The sequence below is a fragment of the Aeromonas popoffii genome (assembly GCF_000820025.1).
Taxonomy (GTDB): domain Bacteria; phylum Pseudomonadota; class Gammaproteobacteria; order Enterobacterales; family Aeromonadaceae; genus Aeromonas; species Aeromonas popoffii.
The window spans coordinates 1-22105 of sequence record NZ_CDBI01000087.1 but is presented as its reverse complement, the minus strand read 5'-3'; the positions used below and the strand labels follow the sequence as shown (position 1 = coordinate 22105).

General features: G+C 59.3%; 21 protein-coding genes and 1 rRNA gene. 11 read left to right on the top strand and 11 right to left on the bottom strand.

The window, feature by feature from the left end; translation table 11 throughout:
- From BN1129_RS18705 to trhA, 3 genes are all read right to left on the bottom strand, one after another.
- Nucleotides 1–1121 (bottom strand): retention module-containing protein (locus BN1129_RS18705; protein ID WP_042038592.1); only part of this gene is annotated, 1121 nt, incomplete at its 3' end.
- Nucleotides 1122–1349: 228 nt separating this feature from the next.
- Complete coding sequence (locus BN1129_RS18700) at nt 1350–3011, bottom strand: putative transporter (protein WP_042038591.1); 1662 nt, start codon at nt 3009–3011, stop codon at nt 1350–1352.
- A gap of 118 nt (nt 3012–3129) precedes the next feature.
- On the bottom strand, nt 3130–3765 hold the full coding sequence (gene trhA / locus BN1129_RS18695) for a PAQR family membrane homeostasis protein TrhA (protein WP_042038590.1): 636 nt from the start codon (nt 3763–3765) through the stop codon (nt 3130–3132).
- Nucleotides 3766–3978: 213 nt separating this feature from the next.
- Here trhA and BN1129_RS18690 point away from each other — a divergent pair, with 213 nt between their 5' ends.
- From BN1129_RS18690 to BN1129_RS18680, 3 genes are all read left to right on the top strand, one after another.
- The gene (locus BN1129_RS18690; protein ID WP_042038588.1) at nt 3979–5484 is read left to right on the top strand and encodes an aminotransferase class V-fold PLP-dependent enzyme; all 1506 of its coding nucleotides are present in this window, start codon (nt 3979–3981) and stop codon (nt 5482–5484) included.
- A 115-nt stretch (nt 5485–5599) separates the two neighbouring features.
- Complete coding sequence (locus tag BN1129_RS18685; RefSeq protein ID WP_042038587.1) at nt 5600–6148, top strand: septation protein A; 549 nt, start codon at nt 5600–5602, stop codon at nt 6146–6148.
- Nucleotides 6149–6175: 27 nt separating this feature from the next.
- Nucleotides 6176–6472, top strand: coding sequence for a YciI family protein (locus tag BN1129_RS18680; RefSeq protein WP_042038586.1), 297 nt, complete (start codon nt 6176–6178; stop codon nt 6470–6472).
- Between the two features lie 89 nt (nt 6473–6561).
- On the opposite strand, the gene cysQ is transcribed toward BN1129_RS18680, so the two are convergent.
- The gene (gene cysQ, locus BN1129_RS18675) at nt 6562–7332 is read right to left on the bottom strand and encodes a 3'(2'),5'-bisphosphate nucleotidase CysQ (RefSeq protein WP_042038585.1); all 771 of its coding nucleotides are present in this window, start codon (nt 7330–7332) and stop codon (nt 6562–6564) included.
- A gap of 167 nt (nt 7333–7499) precedes the next feature.
- Between cysQ and BN1129_RS18670 the strand changes: the two genes are divergently transcribed.
- The 3 genes from BN1129_RS18670 (at nt 7500) to BN1129_RS18660 (ending at nt 10440) form a co-directional block, all read left to right on the top strand.
- Nucleotides 7500–7820: a ComEA family DNA-binding protein gene (locus BN1129_RS18670; RefSeq protein WP_042038584.1), complete on the top strand. Its 321-nt coding sequence runs from the start codon at nt 7500–7502 to the stop codon at nt 7818–7820.
- A gap of 94 nt (nt 7821–7914) precedes the next feature.
- Entirely contained in the window at nt 7915–8826 is a 912-nt protein-coding gene (gene galU, locus BN1129_RS18665) for a UTP--glucose-1-phosphate uridylyltransferase GalU (RefSeq protein ID WP_042038583.1), read from the top strand.
- 216 nt (nt 8827–9042) lie between these two features.
- Nucleotides 9043–10440, top strand: coding sequence for a peptide MFS transporter (locus BN1129_RS18660; protein ID WP_042038582.1), 1398 nt, complete (start codon nt 9043–9045; stop codon nt 10438–10440).
- A 75-nt stretch (nt 10441–10515) separates the two neighbouring features.
- Here BN1129_RS18660 and BN1129_RS18655 read toward each other — a convergent pair whose 3' ends face one another.
- Nucleotides 10516–11487 carry a response regulator gene (locus BN1129_RS18655; protein ID WP_042038581.1) on the bottom strand — a complete coding sequence of 324 codons (972 nt, stop codon included), beginning with the start codon at nt 11485–11487 and terminating at the stop codon, nt 10516–10518.
- A 400-nt stretch (nt 11488–11887) separates the two neighbouring features.
- Here BN1129_RS18655 and BN1129_RS18650 point away from each other — a divergent pair, with 400 nt between their 5' ends.
- From BN1129_RS18650 to BN1129_RS18640, 3 genes are all read left to right on the top strand, one after another.
- Complete coding sequence (locus BN1129_RS18650) at nt 11888–12574, top strand: DnaT-like ssDNA-binding domain-containing protein (RefSeq protein WP_042038579.1); 687 nt, start codon at nt 11888–11890, stop codon at nt 12572–12574.
- 71 nt (nt 12575–12645) lie between these two features.
- Nucleotides 12646–13500 carry a DnaA ATPase domain-containing protein gene (locus BN1129_RS18645; protein ID WP_042038578.1) on the top strand — a complete coding sequence of 285 codons (855 nt, stop codon included), beginning with the start codon at nt 12646–12648 and terminating at the stop codon, nt 13498–13500.
- A 133-nt stretch (nt 13501–13633) separates the two neighbouring features.
- Nucleotides 13634–14269: an SDR family oxidoreductase gene (locus tag BN1129_RS18640; RefSeq protein ID WP_042038577.1), complete on the top strand. Its 636-nt coding sequence runs from the start codon at nt 13634–13636 to the stop codon at nt 14267–14269.
- Between the two features lie 59 nt (nt 14270–14328).
- Here the strand turns inward: BN1129_RS18640 and BN1129_RS18635 are convergent, their stop codons facing one another.
- The 4 genes from BN1129_RS18635 to BN1129_RS18620 all read right to left on the bottom strand — a co-directional run bounded on the left by BN1129_RS18635 (nt 14329) and on the right by BN1129_RS18620 (nt 19249).
- On the bottom strand, nt 14329–15549 hold the full coding sequence (locus BN1129_RS18635) for an ABC transporter permease (protein WP_042038575.1): 1221 nt from the start codon (nt 15547–15549) through the stop codon (nt 14329–14331).
- Between the two features lie 64 nt (nt 15550–15613).
- Nucleotides 15614–16759 (bottom strand): ABC transporter permease, encoded by a 1146-nt coding sequence (locus tag BN1129_RS18630; RefSeq protein ID WP_042038574.1) that lies wholly within the window; start codon nt 16757–16759, stop codon nt 15614–15616.
- The gene (locus tag BN1129_RS18625) at nt 16759–17763 is read right to left on the bottom strand and encodes an HlyD family secretion protein (protein ID WP_084204696.1); all 1005 of its coding nucleotides are present in this window, start codon (nt 17761–17763) and stop codon (nt 16759–16761) included. Before BN1129_RS18625 ends, BN1129_RS18630 begins: the two co-directional genes overlap by 1 nt.
- 73 nt (nt 17764–17836) lie before the next feature.
- A complete protein-coding gene (locus BN1129_RS18620; protein WP_042038573.1) occupies nt 17837–19249 on the bottom strand; it encodes a TolC family protein in 1413 nt (470 codons plus the stop codon).
- Nucleotides 19250–19539: 290 nt separating this feature from the next.
- On the opposite strand from BN1129_RS18620, the gene dusB reads away from it, so the two are divergent.
- Together dusB and fis are read left to right on the top strand one after the other, a co-directional pair.
- Nucleotides 19540–20505, top strand: a complete 966-nt coding sequence (dusB, locus tag BN1129_RS18615) for a tRNA dihydrouridine synthase DusB (RefSeq protein WP_042038571.1) — start codon at nt 19540–19542, stop codon at nt 20503–20505.
- A gap of 25 nt (nt 20506–20530) precedes the next feature.
- Complete coding sequence (gene fis, locus BN1129_RS18610; RefSeq protein ID WP_005309538.1) at nt 20531–20827, top strand: DNA-binding transcriptional regulator Fis; 297 nt, start codon at nt 20531–20533, stop codon at nt 20825–20827.
- Between the two features lie 92 nt (nt 20828–20919).
- Here fis and BN1129_RS18605 read toward each other — a convergent pair whose 3' ends face one another.
- Nucleotides 20920–21552: a LysE family translocator gene (locus BN1129_RS18605; RefSeq protein WP_042038570.1), complete on the bottom strand. Its 633-nt coding sequence runs from the start codon at nt 21550–21552 to the stop codon at nt 20920–20922.
- Between the two features lie 376 nt (nt 21553–21928).
- A 5S ribosomal RNA gene (gene rrf / locus BN1129_RS18600) occupies nt 21929–22043 on the bottom strand.
- Between the last annotated feature and the right edge of the window lie 62 nt (nt 22044–22105).

The window sequence follows — 22105 nt, the reverse complement described above, 5'->3', positions numbered from 1 at the left end:
GCATCCAGCGTGATGGCCAGCGTTGGTGCTGTCACATCCACGCTGCCATCATCGGTAGCAGTGGCTGTGTTGCCGGCAGGGTCGGTCACGCTAGCGGTTACGTCATAGTCACCGTCCGGCAGCGGAGAGATCACATCCGTGCTGTAAGTCCCATCCGGCTGAACAGTCGCAGTCAGGGTCTGCTGGTTGCCATTGGCATCCGTGACCACCAGAGTCACTGTACTGCCAGGGGTAGCATCCGTGGTCCCTGTGATGGTAGGGGTTGTGTCGTTGGTGTTGTCGGGCGCATCCACTGTGATGGATGGAGCCGTGCTGTCCACGCTGCCATCATCGGTGGCTGTGCCGGTGTTGCCGGCAGGATCTGTGACATTGGCGGTGACAGTGTAGGATCCGTCCGCCAGCGGTGTGGTGACATCAACGCTGAAGGTACCATCCGGATTGACGGTCGTGGTCAGGGTCTGTTGATTGCCATTAGCATCCGTAACCAGCAGGGTCACAGTGCTGCCTGCGGGGGCATCAGTGGTACCAGTCAGGGTCGGGGTCGTGTCATTGGTATTGTCCGGAGCAAAGACTGTGATCACCGGTGGCACCAGGTCGAACAGCTGATTTTCCTCGCCCGCGAACGCATCGCCAATCACACCCGTGTCAGCCTGGGTGGCGGTATCAAATCCCGCTTCCGCTATGGTGGCATCGCCGGTACGCTCTATGGTGACGAAACCCCCGTTACCGCTAGCGCCCGCCACACCGCCAATATTGCCGCCGCCTGCGGCAGCACCGCCGGCCGCCGCCGCTTCAAATGCCTTGGTCGGATCGGCGCCAGCCAGAATGGCTTGTTGCAGGGCCGCTATGTCATCGGGATTGCCGATCGGCACATTCTGGGCAAGCAGCAGCTCTTTAGACATGTCATCCTCAGCCTGCTGCTCGTTGGTCGGGCTCAGGGTGAACGTCTGATTGCCGCCTTTGAAGCTGGCGCCTTCAGGAGTGATCAGCACCGCATCCTTTGGCAGGATATCGCCTTCGGCGAGCGGCCTCTGGCTGCCATCTGCGGCGACCAGGTAAACCTTGCCTGTCAACTGGGTAACGACGACGTCCTGATCCAATGCGATATTGTGGCTGCTCATATTCTCTCCTGAATCTCTATTGGCATGCAATATTCCACTGTCTAATGTGCCTGTGAACGACGCCAGAAACCAGTTAGAAAATTCGAATGGATAGCCTGATTTGAAGCTGGAACGGCCGGTTAAACAGGAGAGTTAATGACGGGGGGAATAAATCAATAAAATAAATATTATCAATATCTTGCATTTAGATGACGGGAGCGCATGGCTGTGTTCCCGTCCAGGTCATGATCAGGCGCCCGCCCACAACAAAATGGCGAGCAACTGGGGGGAGATAATCCGCAGGAACATCACCAAAGGGTAAACAGTGGCATACGACAGGGCGCTGGCGCCACTGGTGGGATGCATACCGTTGGCAAACGCCAGGGCGGGAGGATCCGTCATGGAACCGGCCAGCAATCCGCACAGGGTGAGATAGTTCATCTTGCCATACAGGCGGGCCAGCACACCGACCACCAGCAACGGGATCAGGGTGATTGCCATACCGTACATCATCCAGGCCGGACCATCACCGTTGATCAGGGTGTCGATGAAACCGGCGCCTGACTTGAAGCCCACCACGGCCAGAAATAGCACTATGCCGATCTCCCGCAGCGCCAGGTTGGCGCTCGGTGGCATGAACCAGTAGAGCTTGCCGATGCTGCCGATCCGCGACAGGATCAATGCCACCACCAGCGGGCCGCCCGCCAGACCGAGCTTGAGTGCCGCCGGGAACCCGGGCAGATAGAAGGGGATAGAACCGAGCAGCACGCCAAGACCAATACCGATAAACACAGGCAGCATCTGTACCTGCTGCAGTTTTTGCTGCACATTGCCCACCACATTGGTCACCGCTTCGATGGCGTCGAGTCGCCCCACCAGATTGAGGATGTCACCAAACTGCAGACTGGTCTGACTGGTCGGCACCAGCTCGATACCGGCCCGATTGAGGCGCGAGATGACCACATCGTACTTCTGCTTGATGTCGAGATCGCGGATCTTCTTGCCGAGCACCTGCTCGTTGGTCACCACCACCCGCTCCACCCGCAGATCGGTGCCTCGGGTCGAGAGCGAGGTATCCACCTCCTCCCCCAGCACCAGCAGCACCTTGTGCAACGCATGCCGTTCACCCACCAGGTGCAACAGGTCGCCGAGTTCGATGCGCGAGTCCGGCCGCGGCACCATCAGCTCATCGCCGCGCTTGAGGCGGGAACAGATGACATCGGCTTCGTCCAGGCTCGGGATCTCCCCCAGCATCAGGCCGTGCATGTTGGGGTTGCGCACCGCGATGTTGATGGTCTGCAGGCTCTCCTTGGTCTTGCCGGCTTGTTGCTCGAACTGGGCTGCTTCTTCGTCGATTTTGATGCGAAAAAACATGCGAATGAGCCACATGGTGAGCAGAATGCCGCAGATGCCGAACGGATAGGCGACGGCATATCCCATGCCCATCAAGCCGGTCGAACCGGGCGCGGCGCCCAGCTCGGCCAGGATCTGCTGACCCGCACCAAGGGAAGGCGTGTTGGTCACGGCGCCGGAGAATACCCCCAGGATCACTGGCAGCGGCACGTCAAACAGTTGATGCAGCGCAGCCGCGACCAAGCAGCCAAGCAGCACCAGCAGGGCGGCGAAGCCATTCAGCTTGAGGCCAGAACTGCGCAGGGAGGAGAAGAAGCCGGGACCGACCTGGATGCCTATGGTGTAGACAAACAGGATAAGGCCGAACTCCTGAATGAAGTGCAGAGTTTGTTCATCCAGTGCGAGACCGGAGAGGCCGGCGAAGTGGCCAACTATGATGCCACCAAATAGCACACCTCCGATCCCCAAGCCAACGCCATAGACTCGCCAGTTGCCCAGCCAGAGCCCCAGCACTGCCACCAGCGACAACATGCTGATGGAAAGCGCGATATCACTCATTTCGTGCATCCTTTGCGAATTGAACTGTCCTTAGCTTGTCAGCAAACGCCAACGCCAACTGTGTGATACCGCACGAATTTATCCTTTTGAGCGGCAATATATACCAATTAAGGGCTAGTTAAGCGACATAACCATAAATGGCCATAAAGTGACAAACACTGCCACCCAACACAAACAGATGCCAGATGGCGTGGTTATAAGGGATCTGTCTGGCCACATAGAAGATGACCCCAAGGCTGTAGATGAGACCACCGAGCCCGAGCAGCAGCAAGCCTTCCCCCTCCAGATGGAGGTAAAGCTGATAAATGACCACCAGCGACAACCAGCCCAGCATCAAGTAGGTAAACAGCGACAACTTCTTGAAGCGATTGATGAAGAGCAACTTGAACACCACCCCCGCCAGTGCCAGCGCCCAGATCACCACCATCAGTCCCTGGGCCAGCGGAGTATCGAGCGCCACCAGCAGGAAGGGGGTATAGGTCCCGGCGATCAGCAGATAGATGGCGCAGTGATCAAACACCTTGCACCAGCGCCTAGCGGCCCCTTCAGCCATGCTGTGATACAGGGTCGAGGCGAGATAGAGCAGCACCAGACTGCCGCCATAGAGGCTATAGCTGATGAGCGCCTGGGTGCCCTGCTCCCAGCCCTTGTTCAACAACAAGATCAATCCCAGGATCCCAAACACCAGCCCCAAACCGTGGCTGAGGCGATTGGCCAACTCCTCGCGGGGAGAATAATCCGTCACACTGCTCATTGCATACTCCTGCCCAAACTGGGCTCACTCTAGCCGCCGCCATTTCAGAGTACAAGTGTTAGCTTAAATAGGATGGGATCTGATTTGGCCAGCGCTCATGGCTGTCACCCGTTTGCCTTTGGTGTATGCTCTGCGGCCGATGCCCACGTAGCTGTTGCCGCCACGGCGGCTCACCACACAGTGGCTACCTGGCAACCCGGTCTGGAGAACCTGATGAAGTTGACTGAGCTGTTTACACAACCGGATGCAGCCTTTGGCGACGCAATGAGCGCCATGCTGGCACAATTTCACCACTCGGATGACAGTCAGGCCCCCTACCAGCGCGACCAGTTCGCCCACCAGCTCGATCAATCCCGCATGCCTGCGGTCGGCCTCTCCATCCAGCACTATCTGGCGCGGCTGGCCACCCTGGTACCCGGCGCCTCTCACCTCACCTCGCCACGCTACATGGGCCACATGACGGCACCACTGCCGGCCTATACCGCCGAGCTGTCGCGCCTGCTGGTGATGCTGAACCAAAATCCGATGAAGATGGAGTCCTCCCGCCTGCTCAGCTTTCTGGAGCGGGAGGTGCTGGCCAAGCTGCACCGCCTCATCTATGGCTGGGACGATGCCTTCTACAGCGAGCAGATGCATGCCAAGGATGCCGCCCTCGGCGTCATGACCAGCGGCGGCACCATCGCCAACGTCACGGCGCTGTGGCTGGCCCGCAACCGCGCCTGCGGCGACAACCTGTTCGCCCTCTATGAGCAGGGTTATCGCGGCGCTGTCATTCTGGGTTCCCGGCTGATGCACTACTCCTTCGACAAGGGGATGGACCTGCTGGGACTGGGGGCGCACAGTGTCTGGCGTCTTGAAACCGACGAGCAGAACCGGCTCAGTCTGGCTGCGCTGGAGCAAGCGCTGATCCAGTGCAAGGAACAGAAACTCAAAGTGCTGGCACTGATTGGCGTGGCGGGCAGCACCGACTTTGGCTCCATCGATCCGCTGCCAGAGCTGGCGGCCATCGCCGAGCGCGAGCAGATCCATTTTCATGTGGATGCCGCCTGGGGTGGCCCGACCCTCTTCTCCCCCCGCTATCAGAACCTGCTGACCGGCATTGAGCGGGCCGACACCGTCACGCTGGATGGTCACAAGCAACTACTGGTGCCGCTCGGCACCGGCATGCTGCTCTGCCGCCAGCCCGATCTGATGATGGCGGTCAAGCGAGAGGCTCCCTACGCCATTCGAGCCACCTCGTTCGATCAGGGCCGCTTTACCCTGGAGGGCACCCGCCCCGCCAATGCGCTCTATCTGGATGCCGCCTTCCAGCTGTTTGGCCAGCAGGGTTACGCCCATCTCATCGAGGCCAACTACGACCGCGCCCGTCTGATGGCAGCGCTCATCGCAAGCGACCCCGCTTTCGAGTTGATGTCGGCACCGGTGATGAACCTGCTCTCCTACCGCTGCATTCCGCCCCACCTGCAGGGCAAGGCGCTGAACGAAGCAGCCAATGCGCAGATCAACGACTTCAACGTAGCCCTGCAGAAAGCCCAGCGGGCCGAGGGGTACAGCTTTGTCTCCCGCACCCAGCGGGCGGTGGGACGCTACGGCGCCCAGCCGCTCACCCTGCTGCGCGCCGTGCTGCTCAACCCGCTTATCGAAGAGCGCCACATCCGCGAGCTACTGGCGGATCAAAAACGGTTGGGCGAGCCCCTTGCCCGCCAGCTATTTGGCTAGCGCCGCATCAGGGAACGGGACGTAAAATGGGCGGTCTTATTCATTTGCCGTTGCCCATCGGGCAGGTAAACTGGACAAAATTTTGAGGTCTACTCTTGAGGGCTACGCGCCAGACATGAAGCAATTTATTGAATTTATTCCACTTATCGTTTTCTTCGCGGTCTACAAGTTCTACGACATCTACACGGCCACCGGCGCCCTGGTCGTGGTGACCGGTCTGCAACTCATCTACAGCTGGGTGCGTTATCGCAAGGTCGAGAAAATGCAGCTCTTCACCTTCATCTTGGTCGGCTTCTTCGGCGGCCTCACCGTGTTCTTCCACGATGACACCTTCATCAAGTGGAAAGTGACCATCATCAATGTGCTGTTCGCGCTGGGTCTGCTCATCAGCCGCTACGGCTTTGGCAAGAACCTGATCAAACAGATGCTGGCCAAAGAGCTGCAAGCCCCCGATGCCGTCTGGGACAAGGTCAACCTCGGTTGGGTTGGCTTCTTTACCGTCTGTGGCATGCTCAACCTCTACGTGGCTTTCAACATGCCGCAAGAGATGTGGGTCAACTTCAAGGTGTTCGGCCTGCTGGGGATGACGCTGGTCTTTACCCTGCTCAGTGGCGTCTATCTCTACCGCCACATCCCTGCCGAACAAAAGAACGAGCTGAAATAATAACCCTCATCAGAAAAGGATCCTCTCATGTGGTATCTCATCTACTCCGAAGATGTCCCAAATAGCCTGCCACTGCGCAAGCAGGTTCGCCCTGCCCACTTGGCCCGGCTGCAAGCGCTGCAGGATGAAGGGCGCCTGCTGACCGCTGGCCCCAACCCGGCTATCGATGCCGACGATCCGGCCGATGCGGGCTTTACCGGCAGTACCGTCATCGCAGAGTTTGCCTCGCAGGCTGACGCCAAAGCCTGGGCCGATGCCGACCCCTATATGGCGGCCGGTGTCTACGCCAAGGTGACCATCAAACCGTTCAAAAAGGTGTTCTAACAGAACGCCATTCCCAAGATGCAAAGAGGCCGGACGCTGGTGTTCAACCAAGTCCGGCCTCTTTCTATTCTACGGTATCACAAGCGGGCTCACGCCCGGGCGACAAACCAGGGGTTGAGGATGTCAGGCTTGTTGTAAGCAAGGGGTGAACCATCGAGTTGGGTCACGCTGCCTCCGGCCCCTTCCAGCACTGCCTGTGCCGCGCCGGTATCCCACTCGCAAGTCGGAGCAAGGCGCGGATAGAGCTCCGCGCCCCCCTCGGCGATGATGCAGAACTTGAGGGAGCTGCCCATGGAAACCAGCTCAATCTCGCCCCGCCCTATGTCACCAAAGCGCGCCAGATAATCCAGGGTTGCCTGGGACAGGTGATTGCGGCTGCCCACCACCCGCCATGCCGTTCCTTCCTGATGCGGCTGAGTCTGGATGGACTCACGCTTGCCATCGGCCACCCGCCAGGCCCCGCCCCCTTTGCCGCCATACCAGAGCCTGTCCAGCACGGGGGCATAGACCAGGCCCCACAGCGGCTTGCCATCCTCGATCAGCGCGATATTGACGGTGAACTCGCCGTTGCGGGAGACAAACTCCTTGGTACCGTCGAGCGGGTCCACCAGCCAGTAGCGTGACCAGCCATGGCGCAACCCCATCACCTCGGGACCGGACTCTTCCGACAGCACGGGTATCTGCGGGGTGAGCCCGGCCAACCGCTGCACTATCACCTCGTGAGCCCCCTTGTCGGCAGCCGTGAGCGGGCTCTCATCGCTTTTGTACTCCACCGTAAAAGGCTGACTATAGATGGCCATGATGGCGTCACCGGCGGCGCGGGCTATGGGCTCCAGCTCGGAAATTGCAGGGAAAAACATCGAAAAGACATCCTGGTCAAATGGTTAGCACAGTGTACCCATTTTGGAATGGCATGGGTTATAGCCGATTTAGCTGAGTTATAACCCTGTCATATCTGACAGACAAAAAATGGCGTAACTCGGCTAATTCTCAATAGCAACCCCACACAACACAAGGACGTGAAGCCATGAACTACAAGACCCTGACCGCCACCCTGCTGCTGAGCTGCCTGCCCCTGCTGAGCCAGCCTCTGCTGGCTGCTGACAAGCCGGTTGCCAAGCCAGCCACCACAGTCACCACCGCAAAGGAGAGCGGCAAGGTGAACCTGAATACGGCGAACATCAATGAGTTAACTGCCCTCAAGGGGATCGGCGAGAAGAAGGCCCAAGCTATCGTCGATTTTCGCGAGAAGCAGGGCAAGTTCACCACGGTCGACCAACTGGCCGATGTCAGTGGCATAGGGCCGGCAACCCTGGAAGCAAATCGGGACATGATCATCGTCAAGTAACCGCTTGGGACCTCCCCCATCATGAGGGCAGCCTGTGGCTGCCCTATTTTTCTTCGGGTATCATGAGTCCACTTTGTATCTCTGGACTCTCTCCATGAAAAAGACACCGCTCGTTGTACGCAAGGCCGTTCTTCCTGTCGCCGGTTTGGGCACCCGCATGCTGCCTGCCACCAAGGCCATCCCGAAAGAGATGCTGCCGGTGGTCGACAAGCCGCTGATCCAGTATGTGGTGCGCGAAGCCATCGCCGCTGGCATCAAGGAGATCATCCTGGTCACGCACTCGAGCAAGAACTCCATCGAGAACCACTTTGACAAGAGCTTCGAACTGGAAGCGACCCTGGAAAAACGGGTCAAGCGGCAGCTGCTGGAAGAGGTACAACACATCTGCCCCAAAGACGTCACCATCATGCACGTCCGCCAGGGCGAAGCCAAAGGCTTGGGTCATGCCGTGCTGTGTGCCCACCCGCTGATCGGCGACAACCCGTTTGTGGTCCTGCTGCCTGACGTGCTGATCGATGAAGTGGCCAGCAATCTCAAGCAGGACAACCTGGCCGAGATGGTGCGCATGTTCGAGGAGGATCAGATCAGCCAGATCATGGTGGAAGCTGTCCCCGACAGTGAAGTGGACAAATACGGCATCGCCGACATCAAGGGCGAGGCCCTGAGCGAAGGCATGTCCCTGCCGATGCAGGCCATCGTCGAGAAGCCGCCCCGTGACGAGGCCCCTTCCAATCTGGCCGTGGTCGGCCGCTACGTGCTCTCCTCCAACATCTGGCCGCTGCTGGAACGTACCCCGGCCGGTGCCGGTGACGAGATCCAGCTGACCGATGCCATCGCCATGCTGATGGAACAGGAGCAAGTCAACGCCTACTTCATGAAGGGTCGCAGTCATGACTGCGGCAGCAAGATGGGCTATATGAAAGCCAACGTGGAATATGCCGTGCGCCACCCGGAACTGAACGGTGAATTCATTGCGTGGCTGAAACAGTTCGTCAAACAGTTGTAATGGATGGATATTTGACCTGTTAATAGCATTATATGCTGGGCATCGTTCGATGCCCTTCCCTTTCATTTTATAAACAAAAATTCAACCATTGATAGATTAAATATCGTTAAATCATAATATTGTAATTTAATTCCGCTTGTTTTATAAGGATTAAGGCTTGTTCCTAGCCCTTGCATAAGATTCCTAAAAAAATATAAAACACAGGTGGAAGTTCCAATGAATAATCCGTCCAAAGGGACCTTTTTAGGTCACCCCAAAGGGCTTTTTTTGCTCTTTAGTACCGAACTGTGGGAAAGATTCTCCTATTACGGCATGCGTGCCGTGCTCGTCCTCTATCTGACTGACATGACTGCCAACGGCGGCATGGGCTGGACCCAAGCTGACGCCCTCAAGCTGTATGGTATCTATACCGGTCTGGTCTATATCACCCCCATCATAGGTGGCTGGCTGGCGGATACCTTCCTCGGCCAACGCCGAGCAATCCTGATCGGTGCCATCTTCATGGCCGCGGGACAATTCACCCTGGCCCTGCCACACGCCATGTTCCCGGAGATGGTCAACAACCTCTTCTACGCGGGCCTGGCTCTGTTGATCCTGGGTAACGGTCTGTTCAAACCGAACATCTCCACCATGGTGGGTGACCTGTATAAGGAAGGTGACCACCGTCGTGACGGCGCCTTCACCATCTTCTACATGGGCATCAACCTGGGCTCCCTGCTGGCCGGTGTGATCTGTGGCGCCGCCGCCACCGCCTACGGCTGGCAGGCCGCCTTCGTCAGCGCCGGTATCGGCATGCTGCTCTCCCTGGTAGTCCAGGCCACCATGGCGCAGCGTTTCCTGGGTGATATAGGTCGTGTGCCGGCCGCCCAGCGCGCCGCCGAGCAACGCTCCAAGGAGCAGAAGGCGCCGCTGACAAGGCAGGAAGTGGATCGCATCAAGGTCATCCTGGTACTGAGTCTGTTCACCATCATCTTCTGGGCAGGCTTCGAACAGGCCGGTGGTTTGATGAACCTGTATGCGCAGCAGTATACCGACCGCATGATCGGCAGCTTCGAAGTACCGACCGCCTGGTTCCAGTCCCTGAACCCCTTCTTCATCATCACGCTCGCCCCCATAGTCGCGGCCATCTGGATCAAGCTCGGCAGCAAAGAGCCGAACTCCCCGGTGAAGTTCGCCATGGGCCTGCTGTTCCTGGCCGTGGGCTTCCTGTTCATGATCGGTGCCGTGCTGCAGCAAGGCGGCGATCAGGCCGTCAAGACCTCCATGTTCTGGCTGGTCGGAGCCTACCTGTTCCACACCCTGGGTGAACTCTGCCTCTCCCCGATCGGCCTCTCCATGGTGACCAAGCTGGCACCGCTGCGTCTGGCTTCTCTGATGATGGGAGTCTGGTTCGGCTTCAATGCCTTGGCCAACTACATCGCCGGCTTCGTCGGCTCCTTCGTCGGTGAGTCCGGCGCCATTGCCATCTTCGGCGGCATCGCCATCGCCGCCGTGATCAGCGCCCTGATCCTGCTGGCCATGGCCAACCGCCTGGTCTACTGGATGCACGGTGCCGAAGGTCCGGCCAAAGAGCCAGAAGAGCACGACAAGAAACTGCAGTCTGCTACCGTCTAACCGGCTCGGATTGTGATGAACAAACAGGGCGCCCACTGGGCGCCCTGTTTGTTTTTGTCTGCGACGAAATCGGCCTCAGTGGTGGCGAACCTGCACATGGAGGGCGCTGCCGCTGTCGCTGCGAAACTGCAGATCAAACGGCTCGTGCCAACTGCGTTTGTGCAGCGCGTAATGGCTGCTGCGCAGCAAGCCGAGCGGCAAGCCGCCGGAGCGCATCAACCAGTGCGGTGAGGTGAGCCCGGCATTGGCAAACACCAGGCCATCCTCCTGATCAAACAGCAGGGCGGCCATGGCGAAAGAGTGGCGCAAGCCGGATTCGATGAGCTGCAGGTTCAGGTAATCGAGCAGCCGGTGCGGCTGGGTCAGCAGCAGACTCTCCTTGTGCTGAAACTGGCGATAGGGGGCATTCATCAGGGAACGCACCAGAGCGCCACAGAAGGCGGCATCCACCCCGAAGACCGGCAGCTCCATCACCAGCACCAGCAGCTTGTCATCCAGCTTGAAGGTATCCGGAATGAACAGGTTGCCCATCCCCTCGAACGTCACCTGCCAGGGGCCCCACTCCTGCAAGCCGGGCGGCCTCAACCAGGCGAGCAGACGGGTGGCCGCCTTGTCGTGATCGCGAAAAAAGTCGATGTGATCCATCAACTCCAGTTGCTGCCCGTGACCATAGTTGGCCGCCAGACACTGATCTATGCTGCGACCTACCTGGTCGAAGTCCGAGATCGGCTTGAGCAGAAAATCGCGGGCACCGGCGCGCAGCGCACGCTCTACCGCCTCCATCTTGCTTTGCCCGGAAATGATGATAACGGGGATATGGGGATAGCGGGCAGACAGGCAGGCGATGACCTCATGGCCATCCATGTTGGGCATGTTCAGGTCGCACAATACTATATCGGGGTGGTAGAGCGCGGCGGCAGAGAGGCCTTCAATCCCATCCTCGGCCTGAAACACACACGCCCCGTCATGCTCGAGATAAGTTACCAGCGAGTGGCGAAAAACCGCTTCATCTTCCACCACCAAGATCCGTAGTCCGGCTTTTGACATCTTGATAAAGCTCTTATTAGTCAATCAGTTATTTGATTAATAAGCCTAGACCATAAGGAGTGGGCTTGACCAATCAGATGATTGCATAATCGACGTGGCTGGCATGCAATATGACTATCCTGGCAGCCAACTATTTGAAAAAGAGCAGGTAATACCTCCCGCACAGCACCATGGCCTTGGTGAAAATGCTGGTATTGTGACCAACCAGCCCCCCACAAAAGGCGTCATGCAAGTACGAATGCTAGGCTCATCTCACGCCCGCTATTTCCACCTGAGCAGAACCAAACCTCATTCCCGACCGAAAAACAGAGGCCAGCAGGGCCCCTGCCCGAGCAGCACGAATTGTATGAGACCCCGCCATAGGGGATAATGCCCCCCACTCCAGATCGTGAAGAGCACCATGACACCAGCCGAATACAGCGCCCTTGCCCATCCCAGATTATCCCATCCGGCTCGCAGCCTCTATACCCTGCAGCTGCGCAGACTGGTACAGGAAAATCAGCTGGCCCGGCTCAACTATCCCGAACTTGGGCGGTCATTGGCGGTGGTCGATCCCGGCGATCCCAGCGGCTTCTGTTTCCAGGTCAACGCCCGCCAGCTGACCGAGCTGTTCGACGAGCTGATGGAGGCAGGATTGCTGCAGGTCGAGGCGCAGGCTGACAGTGAGCACTACCATCAGTGCCCGTTCCTGCTGCCGCTGCTGACCCAGAAGGTGCGCAGCCCGCTGCCGGAGCGCCCCTTTCAGATGCACCTGCAGTGGCGTCCGGATGAGGAGCTGCCCGCCCTCGCCCGCCTGTGCGGGGTGATCGATGCCAGCTACAACGAAGAGGATCTGGGGGAGTTCATCGCCTACTGGCTGGGCAGACCCGAAGTGTTCGACTCCCAGCATCAGTGGATGCTCAAGTTCATTCGAGCCCTCAAGACCCGCCGGTACGTCCGTCGCCAGCCGATGGAGGCGAAAGGTTATCAGCAGGTCACGTCAGCCCCGGCAGATTCAGGCCCGAGCAAGCGGGCACAGCAGATGATAGAAGAGGCTAAACGGCTGGCCCAAGTGCAGACCGAGGAACAGGCGCCGGATAATGATTGATAGCGGCCCCTGCCAGCAGGCAAAATCAGTGCCTTGTCACCCCATCCCTGACCCAGCAGAAGGAGCATTCCATGACTGACCCGCAAGATCCCCTGCGCCAGGAGCTGGAAGAGATCGAAGCCAAGCGCAAAAGAATCGCCAAGGCCAAACAGGACCACCGGGTGCACGACACCGAGCTGAGCCAGCACGTGGGCGGCTTGCTGGAGCGCATTCGTCGCCTGCAGGCCCAGACTGGTGGCAGCCAGTACGACTACGAGACCCTGCGCAAGGAGTACGACGCCAAGGCCAACGCCGAGGTGCGCGAGCTGCAAAAAGCCGCTCGCCAGGAGCGGATCCAGAAACTGATCGCCCAGGCCGACCTCAACCCGGACTGGGTATTCGAGAAAATGGATGCCAGCGATCCGGCACTGCAATACCCCATGGAGACGGCCCGCTACTTCATCAGCGGCTTCGAGCACTGGGAGAAGAGCGGCGGCGGCTGCATGCTGATCTATGGCGACTACGGCACCGGCAAGTCGACCCTGGCGGGCGCCGTGGCCCATGAGCTGATCGAGCGCCACCAAAAATCGGTGATCTTCCAGCAGTGGGCTTCTATCGTGGATCGCCTCTTCTTCAACGTGATCCAGGATCAGGAGGAGCGCAACCAGTACCGCCGCGCGCTGGAAGAGGTCGACCTGCTGATCATCGACGAGGTATCGGCCAACCGCGCCAAGATGGCAGAGAGCCAGTCCAGCTTCCTCGGCCACCTGCTGCGCCGCCGGCGCAACCTGTCCAAAAGCGTCATCATCATCACCAACCACAGCCCGCAGAGCCTGCATCAAGCCATCGGCGACTTCAGCTTCGAGGCGATCAAGGCGTTCAATCCGGTGGATATCCACCTGAGCGGCCCCAGCCGTCGCCCCAACATAGGCCACTACAACGGCTGATCCTGTGCGAGCCCGGGCCAGCGGCCCGCCGCTCGCCGTATTTCCCCTGCTTGCCCCTCAAATAAAAACAACTCTCATTTACAGCGCAGTGCCAACCCTCTAGGCTAACCCTTTCGCCACAGGGAGCAGCACAATGCCAACCACACTTATCTTCGGAGCCAGCCGCGGGCTGGGCCGCGCCTTCACCGAGCACGCCCTGCGCCAGGGCCACAGGGTCGTGGCCCTGGTCCGTAACCCCGCGCTGGCCGCCGAGCTGCGCGTATTGGGGGTCGAGGTCGTTGAGGGAGATGCCCTCGACCATCAGGCCGTCGCGCAGGCTTGCTCACTCGCAGGCAACGAGGCCGGAGTGATCTCGACCCTCGGTAGCTTCCGCCAACCGGCCCCCGTCGATTATCAAGGCAACCGCCAGGTAATCGATCAGATGGAGCTGGCCGGGCTCAAACGCCTGCTGCTGGTCACCTCGCTCGGGTGTGGTGACAGCTGGCAATATTTGCCCGAACGAGCCAGAGCCGCCTTCGGTCACGAGGTACGTTTGAAGAGTCTGGCGGAGAGCTGGTTGCAGACCAGTGCGCTGACCTGGACCATAGTTCGCCCGGCCGGCTTGCAGGATGGCGAGGCCACCGGGCAAGCCGTGTTGAGTCAGGGGAGCGAAGTGCACGGTCTGGTACGCCGTGCCGATGTGGCAGCCCATGGATTGCAACTGCTGAGCGATGAGCAGGCAGTGGGACAAATTTACGCCATCGGCGATCCCACCCTCAGCCGGGGGTGAGCAAGCCGGATAACAAAACGGTCAGCCCCCGGGCTGACCGTTTTACAGACTGATGTCGTCTAGCTGGCAGAGGGGCCACGCTCGGTTTTCGTCTCCGCAGCCACCCCGCCCGACGCGACCACCTCCCCCCCAAGCGACCGCTGACGCCAGCGCAGCAACAGACAAGCCAGCCCACCGTAAAGCAGCGCCAGCCCCCACAACTGCCACCAGTAGTGGGAAACCTGGGCAAACTCTGCCCCCATCTGGTTGAGGCGCAAGAAGCCCTCGATGGCCGGCGTGCTCGGCACCCACTGGGCCAGCCAGTTGAGGGGAGGAGGGATCAGCTCCAGCGGCCAGATAAAACCCGCCAGGAAGACCAGCGGCATGGAAGAGAGCAATACCACCTGGGTCGGCAGATCCCGCCGGGTAAACAGGGCCCCCAGCACTATGCCAAGCCAGGTGGTCGCCAACAGGAATGGCAGGGTGAACAGCCACAACTCGGCCGGCTCTGCGGTGCGCACAATGTTGTAGTGATCGAAGCAGAAGCCGAAGAAGTAGGTCACCGGCAGCACGAACAGCCCGCCCACCACCAGGGTTCTGGCCAGCAGCAGGGCAAGCACAGGGGCGCTCTCCCAATAGCCAGGCTCCCCGCGACCGCTGCGCTGATTCTGGGTTGCCCCCAGGATCCCGGTCCCCATCAGCAGCACCTGATGCAGGATCAGCACAAACACCGCTGGCACCACGTAGTTCACATAACCCATGGTGGGGTTGAACACGGGCAGCACATTGAGCCCGACCGCATTCCAGCCCATGGCCGCCTGCGGCAGTGCCTCGCCATGACTCAGCAACCGCGCCACCTTCACCTGCGCTGCCAAGGTACCCCCCGCCTGCGCCAGCCCCTCGGCAATGGTGCCGTAGACCAGGAAGTAGGAGGCATCACCGGCATAGCTCAGGGTGACGCTCCTGCCCTGCATCAGATCCCGATAGAAGTAGCGGGGAATGTGCAGTATGCCGCTCCCCTTCCCTGCTATCAGCAGCTGGCGCGCCTCTTCCAGGCTGCTGGCCCGTGCCACCAGTTTCACCTGCGGGGTAGCATCGGCCATGAACTCCAGCTGACGGGAGAGCTGGCTGCCATCCTCATTGACCACCACCACAGGCTCTTCTCTGGGCAGTTGCTGCAGGTAGGGCTGCGGGTAGAGGAAGGAGTAGAAGAAGACGCCACCAAACAGGGTCAGCATGATGGCCCGATCGGCCAGCAGAGTACGCCACTCGAGCCTTACCAGATCCCAAAAACCTAGCATGACATCCACTCCTTCCCCGGCGTGGCAGAGCCGCACGGTTCAAGCCGTATCAACCCCCAAAAACCTAGCATGAGGTCGGCCCCTTATCGGCTGTGTGGCGCGCCAGCTCGGCCGGCTGCTGGTAACGACGAACAACCAGCAACAGGGGCAGCAGGAACAGCAGCAAGGCCCCGAACTGGGGCAGGGCAGCACTGAGCGGCTGGCCGTAGTTGGCCTGCCCTATCTGCAACTCCACATAGTGGGAGATGGGCAGGAGGCTACGCCAGAGGCGAGCGAAATCCCCCATGGCGCTGACTGGAAAAGTCACGCCCATAAAGGCAAAACCGGGTGCCGTATAGGCGCCCGCCAGCGACAGGGCGCGGGCCGGATCCCGGATGACGCCGTAGAAGAAGGCCCCCATGCTGACGCAGGCGGCCGAAGCCAGCCCCAGTCCCAGTGTCAGCACCAGCCAGCTGCCTTGCATCGGATAGCCAAACGCGTTGAACAGCAGCAGGCTCCACGCCAGACCCCAGGCCCACCCGATCAGCACATGAGGCAGCAAAATGCGCCAGAGGCCGAACCAGACCCCTTGGCCGGTCCAGTCCAGCCCCAATCGATCGGTGCGGGCCAGGGCGTTGATCCCATAGAGCACCAGCAGGATCTGCCACACCGCCGGCAACAAGGCACTCAGCAGGAACTGGGCATAGCTGGAGTTGATGTTGTAAAGCGCAGTCACCTGGTTGCTGATGGGCACGGATTGCCCCACCGCGCCAGGCATGATCTTGCCATCGGCCATGGCGGCCAGCACGCCTACCTGACCGTTGAGGGTGCCCACCACCTGCGCCAGTGCCGAGTTGACCAGCTTGGCGATCAGAATGAACTGGCCGTTGTTGAACACTGTCACCTGCGGCTGGGTACCCTGACGGGCATCCCGCTCAAGATGGTTGGGGATCACCACCAGCGCATAGATATCACCGCCGCGTAGCGCGCGCGCCCCCTCGTCGATGGAATCGAACTGACTGGCAAGGCGCAGGCCGGCGGAACCGTCCAGCGAGAACGCCAGCTGACGGGAAAGGACGCTCTGATCCAGATCCACCAGACCAACGTTGAGATCCCGGGCCAGCCCGGCCGAGAAGATCCAGCAGAGCACCCCCATCAACAGCAAGGGAACCCAGCTCATCAAGGCCAGACCGAACGGATCCTGCCACAATCGCCGCCATTCACGTCTCATCAGAGTTCGACCAGCACACTCATGCCAACTCGCAGACCGTCAACCGGTTGCAAGGGACGAGCCTCCACCAGGAAGCTTTTCATGTCGAAACCCTGACGGGTATCTGTGGCGCGCCAGGTGGCAAAATCCCCCATCACAGCCACGTGAGTCACCTTGAAGCGCACCGTCTGTTCACCCAGTCCCGGGATGGTGGCATCGAACTCTGTGCCCAGCGAGAAGCGGGGCAGCAGATCTTCGCGCACATGGAACTGGGCCCAGGCATCCTGCATGTCGAGCAGGGTCACCACCGGGAAGCCCTGCGGCGCCAGTTCGCCACTGCGCAGCAGCACCTGGGATACCTCCCCTGCATGCGGGCTGGCGATGCGGGTATCGGCCAGATAGGCCTCCACTTCCGCCACCGAGCCCGCCGCCATGTTGGCCTGCTCGCGCGCCGCCACCTTGGTCTCTTCCCGCGCCCCTTCCAGGGTCATCTGGTACTGCTGCCATGCCATGCCTTCGCTGTACTTGGCAGCCTGCCAGGCGGTCCAGGCTTCATCCCGTTTCTGCAACGGCATCACGCCATCCCGGTGCAGACTGGCAATGCGTTCATAGGTCTTGGCGCGCAGCAGGGCTGCCGCCCTCGCCTTTTGCCACTGATCCTTGGCGCCAGCGATCTGCTGCGCGCGCGCGCCCTTCTCCGCCTCCTCGGCCATGGCTCCGGCTGCAGCCTGTCCCGCCTTGGCCTGGCTCAGCTTGGCCTCGATCTCGGGACTGGCCAGAGTAAAGACCAGCTGATCCCGGGCCAGCTGGTCACCCTTCTTCACCAGCACCTCGTCGATGCGACCCGCCACCTTGGAGGAGACCGAATACTGCTGCGCCTCAACCTGCCCCTGCAAGCGCACCGGCTCGGGCTGATAGGCGAGCCAGAAACGCCAGCCCAGCCAGATCACCAGCAGGACCAGCGCCAACGGCAGCAGCAGCGGCTTGACCTGGCTCATCGTCTTCTTGATGGGGGGATGACTCATGAATTCACCTCGACAAACGGGCGACCCTTGGCGGTCGAAACAGACATGGAAAACGGGACAAACAGGGCCGCGATCATGAATTCACCTCTATCGCCTGACCATGCTGGTATTGGCTGAAACTGTTCATCTGGCCTGAGAGCGCCAACAGGCGCGCCAGCGAGATCACATATTGATAGGCCGCCGCCGCGCGCTGGGTCTTGACCCCAGCCAGCTGGTGCTGGGCATCGACCACATCCAGCGAGGTGGATAGCCCCTGACCAAAGGCCTTATCCCGCAGCAACACGTTCTCCTCGGCCAGCGCCTGAGTGGAGGAGAGAGACTGGTACTCTTCCAGCCCCTGCGCCGCCTCGCGCCAGGTCTTCTCGACCAGCAGCTCCAGATCCTGGCGGGTCTTGGCTTGCAGCAGATTGACTTGCAGCTCCGCGCTCTTGGCCGCTTGTACCGTCTCGGAGCGGCCGTCGCGGCTCACCAGCGGCATGCTGACGCCCACCCCTACCAGCCAGTCCGGCGTGGTCTTGGAGACCAGCGAATCATCCTCATAGAGGTTGTAGTTACCAAACAGGAACAGCTCGGGGGCATATTTGCCTTTCTCCAGCGAGATCATGCCCTGAGCCTGCTCCTTCTTGGCAGCCAACAGCTTGAGGCCGGGATGCACCGCCAGGGTTTCCTCAACGAAGGCATCGAGTTGTGGCATGCTGTCGTTAATGAAGAGCCGGGTATTGGGTTCAGCCTGCTTGAGCTTGAGCATGTGGCCAAGTGCCAACTGGGCAATCTCCAGGCTGCGGCGGGACTTCTGAGTATCAATGCGTGCCCTGTCATAGGCCGACTGGGCCGACAGCCGCTCGACCTTGGCAATCTGCCCCTGAGCCTCCAGCTTTCTGGCATGATCCAGATGATGAGCCAGCCCATCCTCGATCTGCTGCTTGGTCTGCACCACCTGCGCCGCCAGTACCAACCCGAAATAGGTCTGGGAGAGGCTCTCAAAGGTGGCTTGCTGTTTGAGCACCAGCAACTGCTGCGCCTCGCTCACCTGCGCCTGCCGGATATCCTGCGCGGCATCAATACGACCGCCGGTAAACAGCGGCCAGAGCATCTTGACCGAGCTGGTCACCACATTCTGCTTGGTCAGCGGAGTGACAAAATCATCCGGACTGAGGTGTACCCCCATGCTCCCAAGTATGTTGCTCAGACCTGCGCCCAGCTCCGGATGGCTGGCAATGGGGTTGAGATCCGTCATGTCCAGTTCCATCGGCTGATCGAGGTGGGTATAGCTGGCCCCCACGTCCACCTTGGGCAGATACATGGCCTTGGCAGCCTCACGCAACTGTTTCGCCCGATCCACACCAGCCTGTTCCGCCGCCAGTCCGTCATCCTGCTGGATGACCCGACTCCAGGCTTCGCCGAAACTGACCGGCTGTGCCTGAGCAGAACCCAGCACGACCCCCAGCAGACACGGGTAGAGAGATTTGATGAACCTTGACGTCATACATCCCCAGTCTGTTTGTAATAAAATTGTTTGGAGCCTTTGCTCGATTCAAGCTCGCTATCATAGCGCAAACCCCAAGCGGATGGGGACAGGCAAATCGTCGAGTAACTTTCTCATTTGACCCCGTAAACTCACCCCGACAATATGCCTGATTTTCAAGCACTCCTGAATTTGCAAGCCTTGGCGCGACGTTTTTTTCAGAAAAAAATGGCTGACGCTCAAATACTAACCTTTTCTCCTGACTAAAAAATGCGTAATATACGCCGCCCTAAGCCGATGGTAACCGTGGAATGCAGATAGGTCCCCACACGCTTGAAACTCCCTTGATTGTGGCTCCCATGGCCGGTGTAACAGACCGACCATTTCGTGAACTTTGTTTGCGATTGGGCGCTGGCATGGCCGTTTCCGAGATGCTGCTGGCCAACCCGGATGTCTGGGATACCCAGAAAACCAGGATGAGAATGGATCACTCTGCAGAAGGTGGCTTGCGATCGGTCCAGATTGCCGGAGCCGACCCCGAGATGATGGCGTTTGCCGCCCGCTACAACGTGGAGCAGGGCGCTCAGATCGTCGACATCAACATGGGTTGTCCAGCAAAAAAAGTGAACAAGAAGTTGGCAGGTTCCGCCCTGCTGCGTCATCCCGATCTGGTCAGAACCATCTGCCGGGCCGTAGTGGATGCAGTGGATGTGCCTGTTACCTTGAAGATCCGCACAGGATGGGATCCGGATAACCGCAATGGCGAGGAGATCGCCCGAATCGCCGAAGATTGCGGTATCGCGGCCCTCGCCGTGCATGGTCGTACCCGTGCCTGCCTCTACCGGGGTCACGCTGAGTACGACACGATTAAGGCGATTAAGCAGGCCGTATCGATTCCTGTTGTCGCCAATGGCGACATAGACAGCCCGGAGAAGGCCCGGTATGTCCTCGACTATACCGGCGTTGATGCCGTGATGATCGGCCGTGCAGCGCAAGGACGACCCTGGATTTTCCGGGAAATCCGTCATTTTCTTGAAACGGGCACCAAGCTGCCGCCTCCCGAAAGGGAAGAGGTTCGCACCCTGATGAACGAGCATGTAACCAACCTGCACCAGTTTTATGGTGCATATCTGGGAGCGCGCATTGCCCGTAAACACGTGGGCTGGTACCTGGATGAAGAAGAGGCGGGCCGAGAATTCCGTAAGCACTTCAATGCCCTGGATTGTGCAGACGCACAACTAGAGGCACTCGAAGCGTATTTCGATGGATTAGGTTAACGCATAACTAAAGAGCCGACCGAATATGTTCGAACAAACCCTGACTTCTGATGCATTGGTAACAACTACTCACAATCACGCTGCCGAGCCGACCCAGCGCCCCCTGCGTGACTCTGTGCAACAGGCCTTGCGTAACTATCTGGCCCAGTTGAACGGTCAGGAAGTGATTGATCTGTACGATATGGTCCTCTCCGAAGTCGAAGCTCCCATGCTGGACGTGATCATGCAATACACCCGCGGTAACCAAACCCGCGCCGCTGTGATGATGGGCATCAACCGTGGTACCCTGCGTAAGAAACTCAAGCGCTACGGCATGAACTGATCTCGATCAGACCTGCTACAGTGCAGACGAAGGCGTATTCCAGCGATGGGATACGCCTTTTTCTATGCCCGGTTGTCTCTCATGGCAGAATCTCACTCCGTAGCCAGCTTGATACCGATCCCCACAAAGAGGCCCCCCATCAGACGGTTGAGCCAAGCTCCCAGCCGGGCTGGCAACCTTACCTTGCGACTTGCATAGGCCGTTGAGAATGCCAACAGATGACACCAGATCATGCCATTGAAATTGAAGATGCAGCCCAGCACGATGAAGGCCAGCGCCTTCTGCGGCGCATCGGGGGCGATAAATTGGGGCACGAAGGCGAGGAAGAAAAGCGCAACCTTGGGATTCAGCACATTGGTCAACAGCCCCTGCCGATAGATCCGGCCATAAGAGAGCCCCGGCAACGCTACAGCAGCCTTGGTGGCAGAAGGAGCCTTGGCACCTTGCCAAAACATGGAAAGCCCCAGGTAGACCAGATAGCACGCCCCCATCAACTTGATGACGACGAACAGCTCAGCAGAGGTGCTCAACAAAGCCGACAACCCCAGTGCCGCCGCCAACACATGCACCATGGTGCCCGTCCCAATCCCCAGCGCAGCCACGGAACCCGCTCGCCAGCCCTGAGAGCCACTGCGCAGCATGATAAGCAGGGAGTCCGGCCCGGGCATCATGTTCAACAGCAAACCAGATACGATAAACAACGCCAGATCGTGGATCCCCAACATACACGGCTCCTTGCTCGTGAAAGAGACAGTCTATGGATCCCGTGCCTCTTGTCATCCCCCATCCCAGCAATAGTGATTATCAAGGAAGGGAATAGCAGAAAAGCCTGGTGCGCATTAGCATTAGCATTAGCATGGATTGGAACCCAAAGCTGAGGTGGTATTGAGCAGAACCCAAATCTTGGTTTTAGTGAGCTCCAGCAAACGAAATGGACGGGGATATATAACGCGGGATAGCGCAGTAATCCGAATCAGAGCAGGGAAAAAATGAACGAATGAAAGGGCCTGAAGGAAAGCATCACCTAGCCATTACAGCCAAGCACTTGAATTTCAGCCAATAAAAAAGCCCGCTCATCTGAGCGGGCTTTCAATGTTGGGTGCCTGGCAGTGTCCTACTCTCGCATGGCGAATGCCACACTACCATCGGCGCTACCGCGTTTCACTTCTGAGTTCGGCATGGGATCAGGTGGTTCCACGGCGCTATGGCCGCCAGGCAAATTCTTAATCCAGAAAGCTGACGTGAGTAATGATGCTGAGCTTGGCTTATCACTATCAC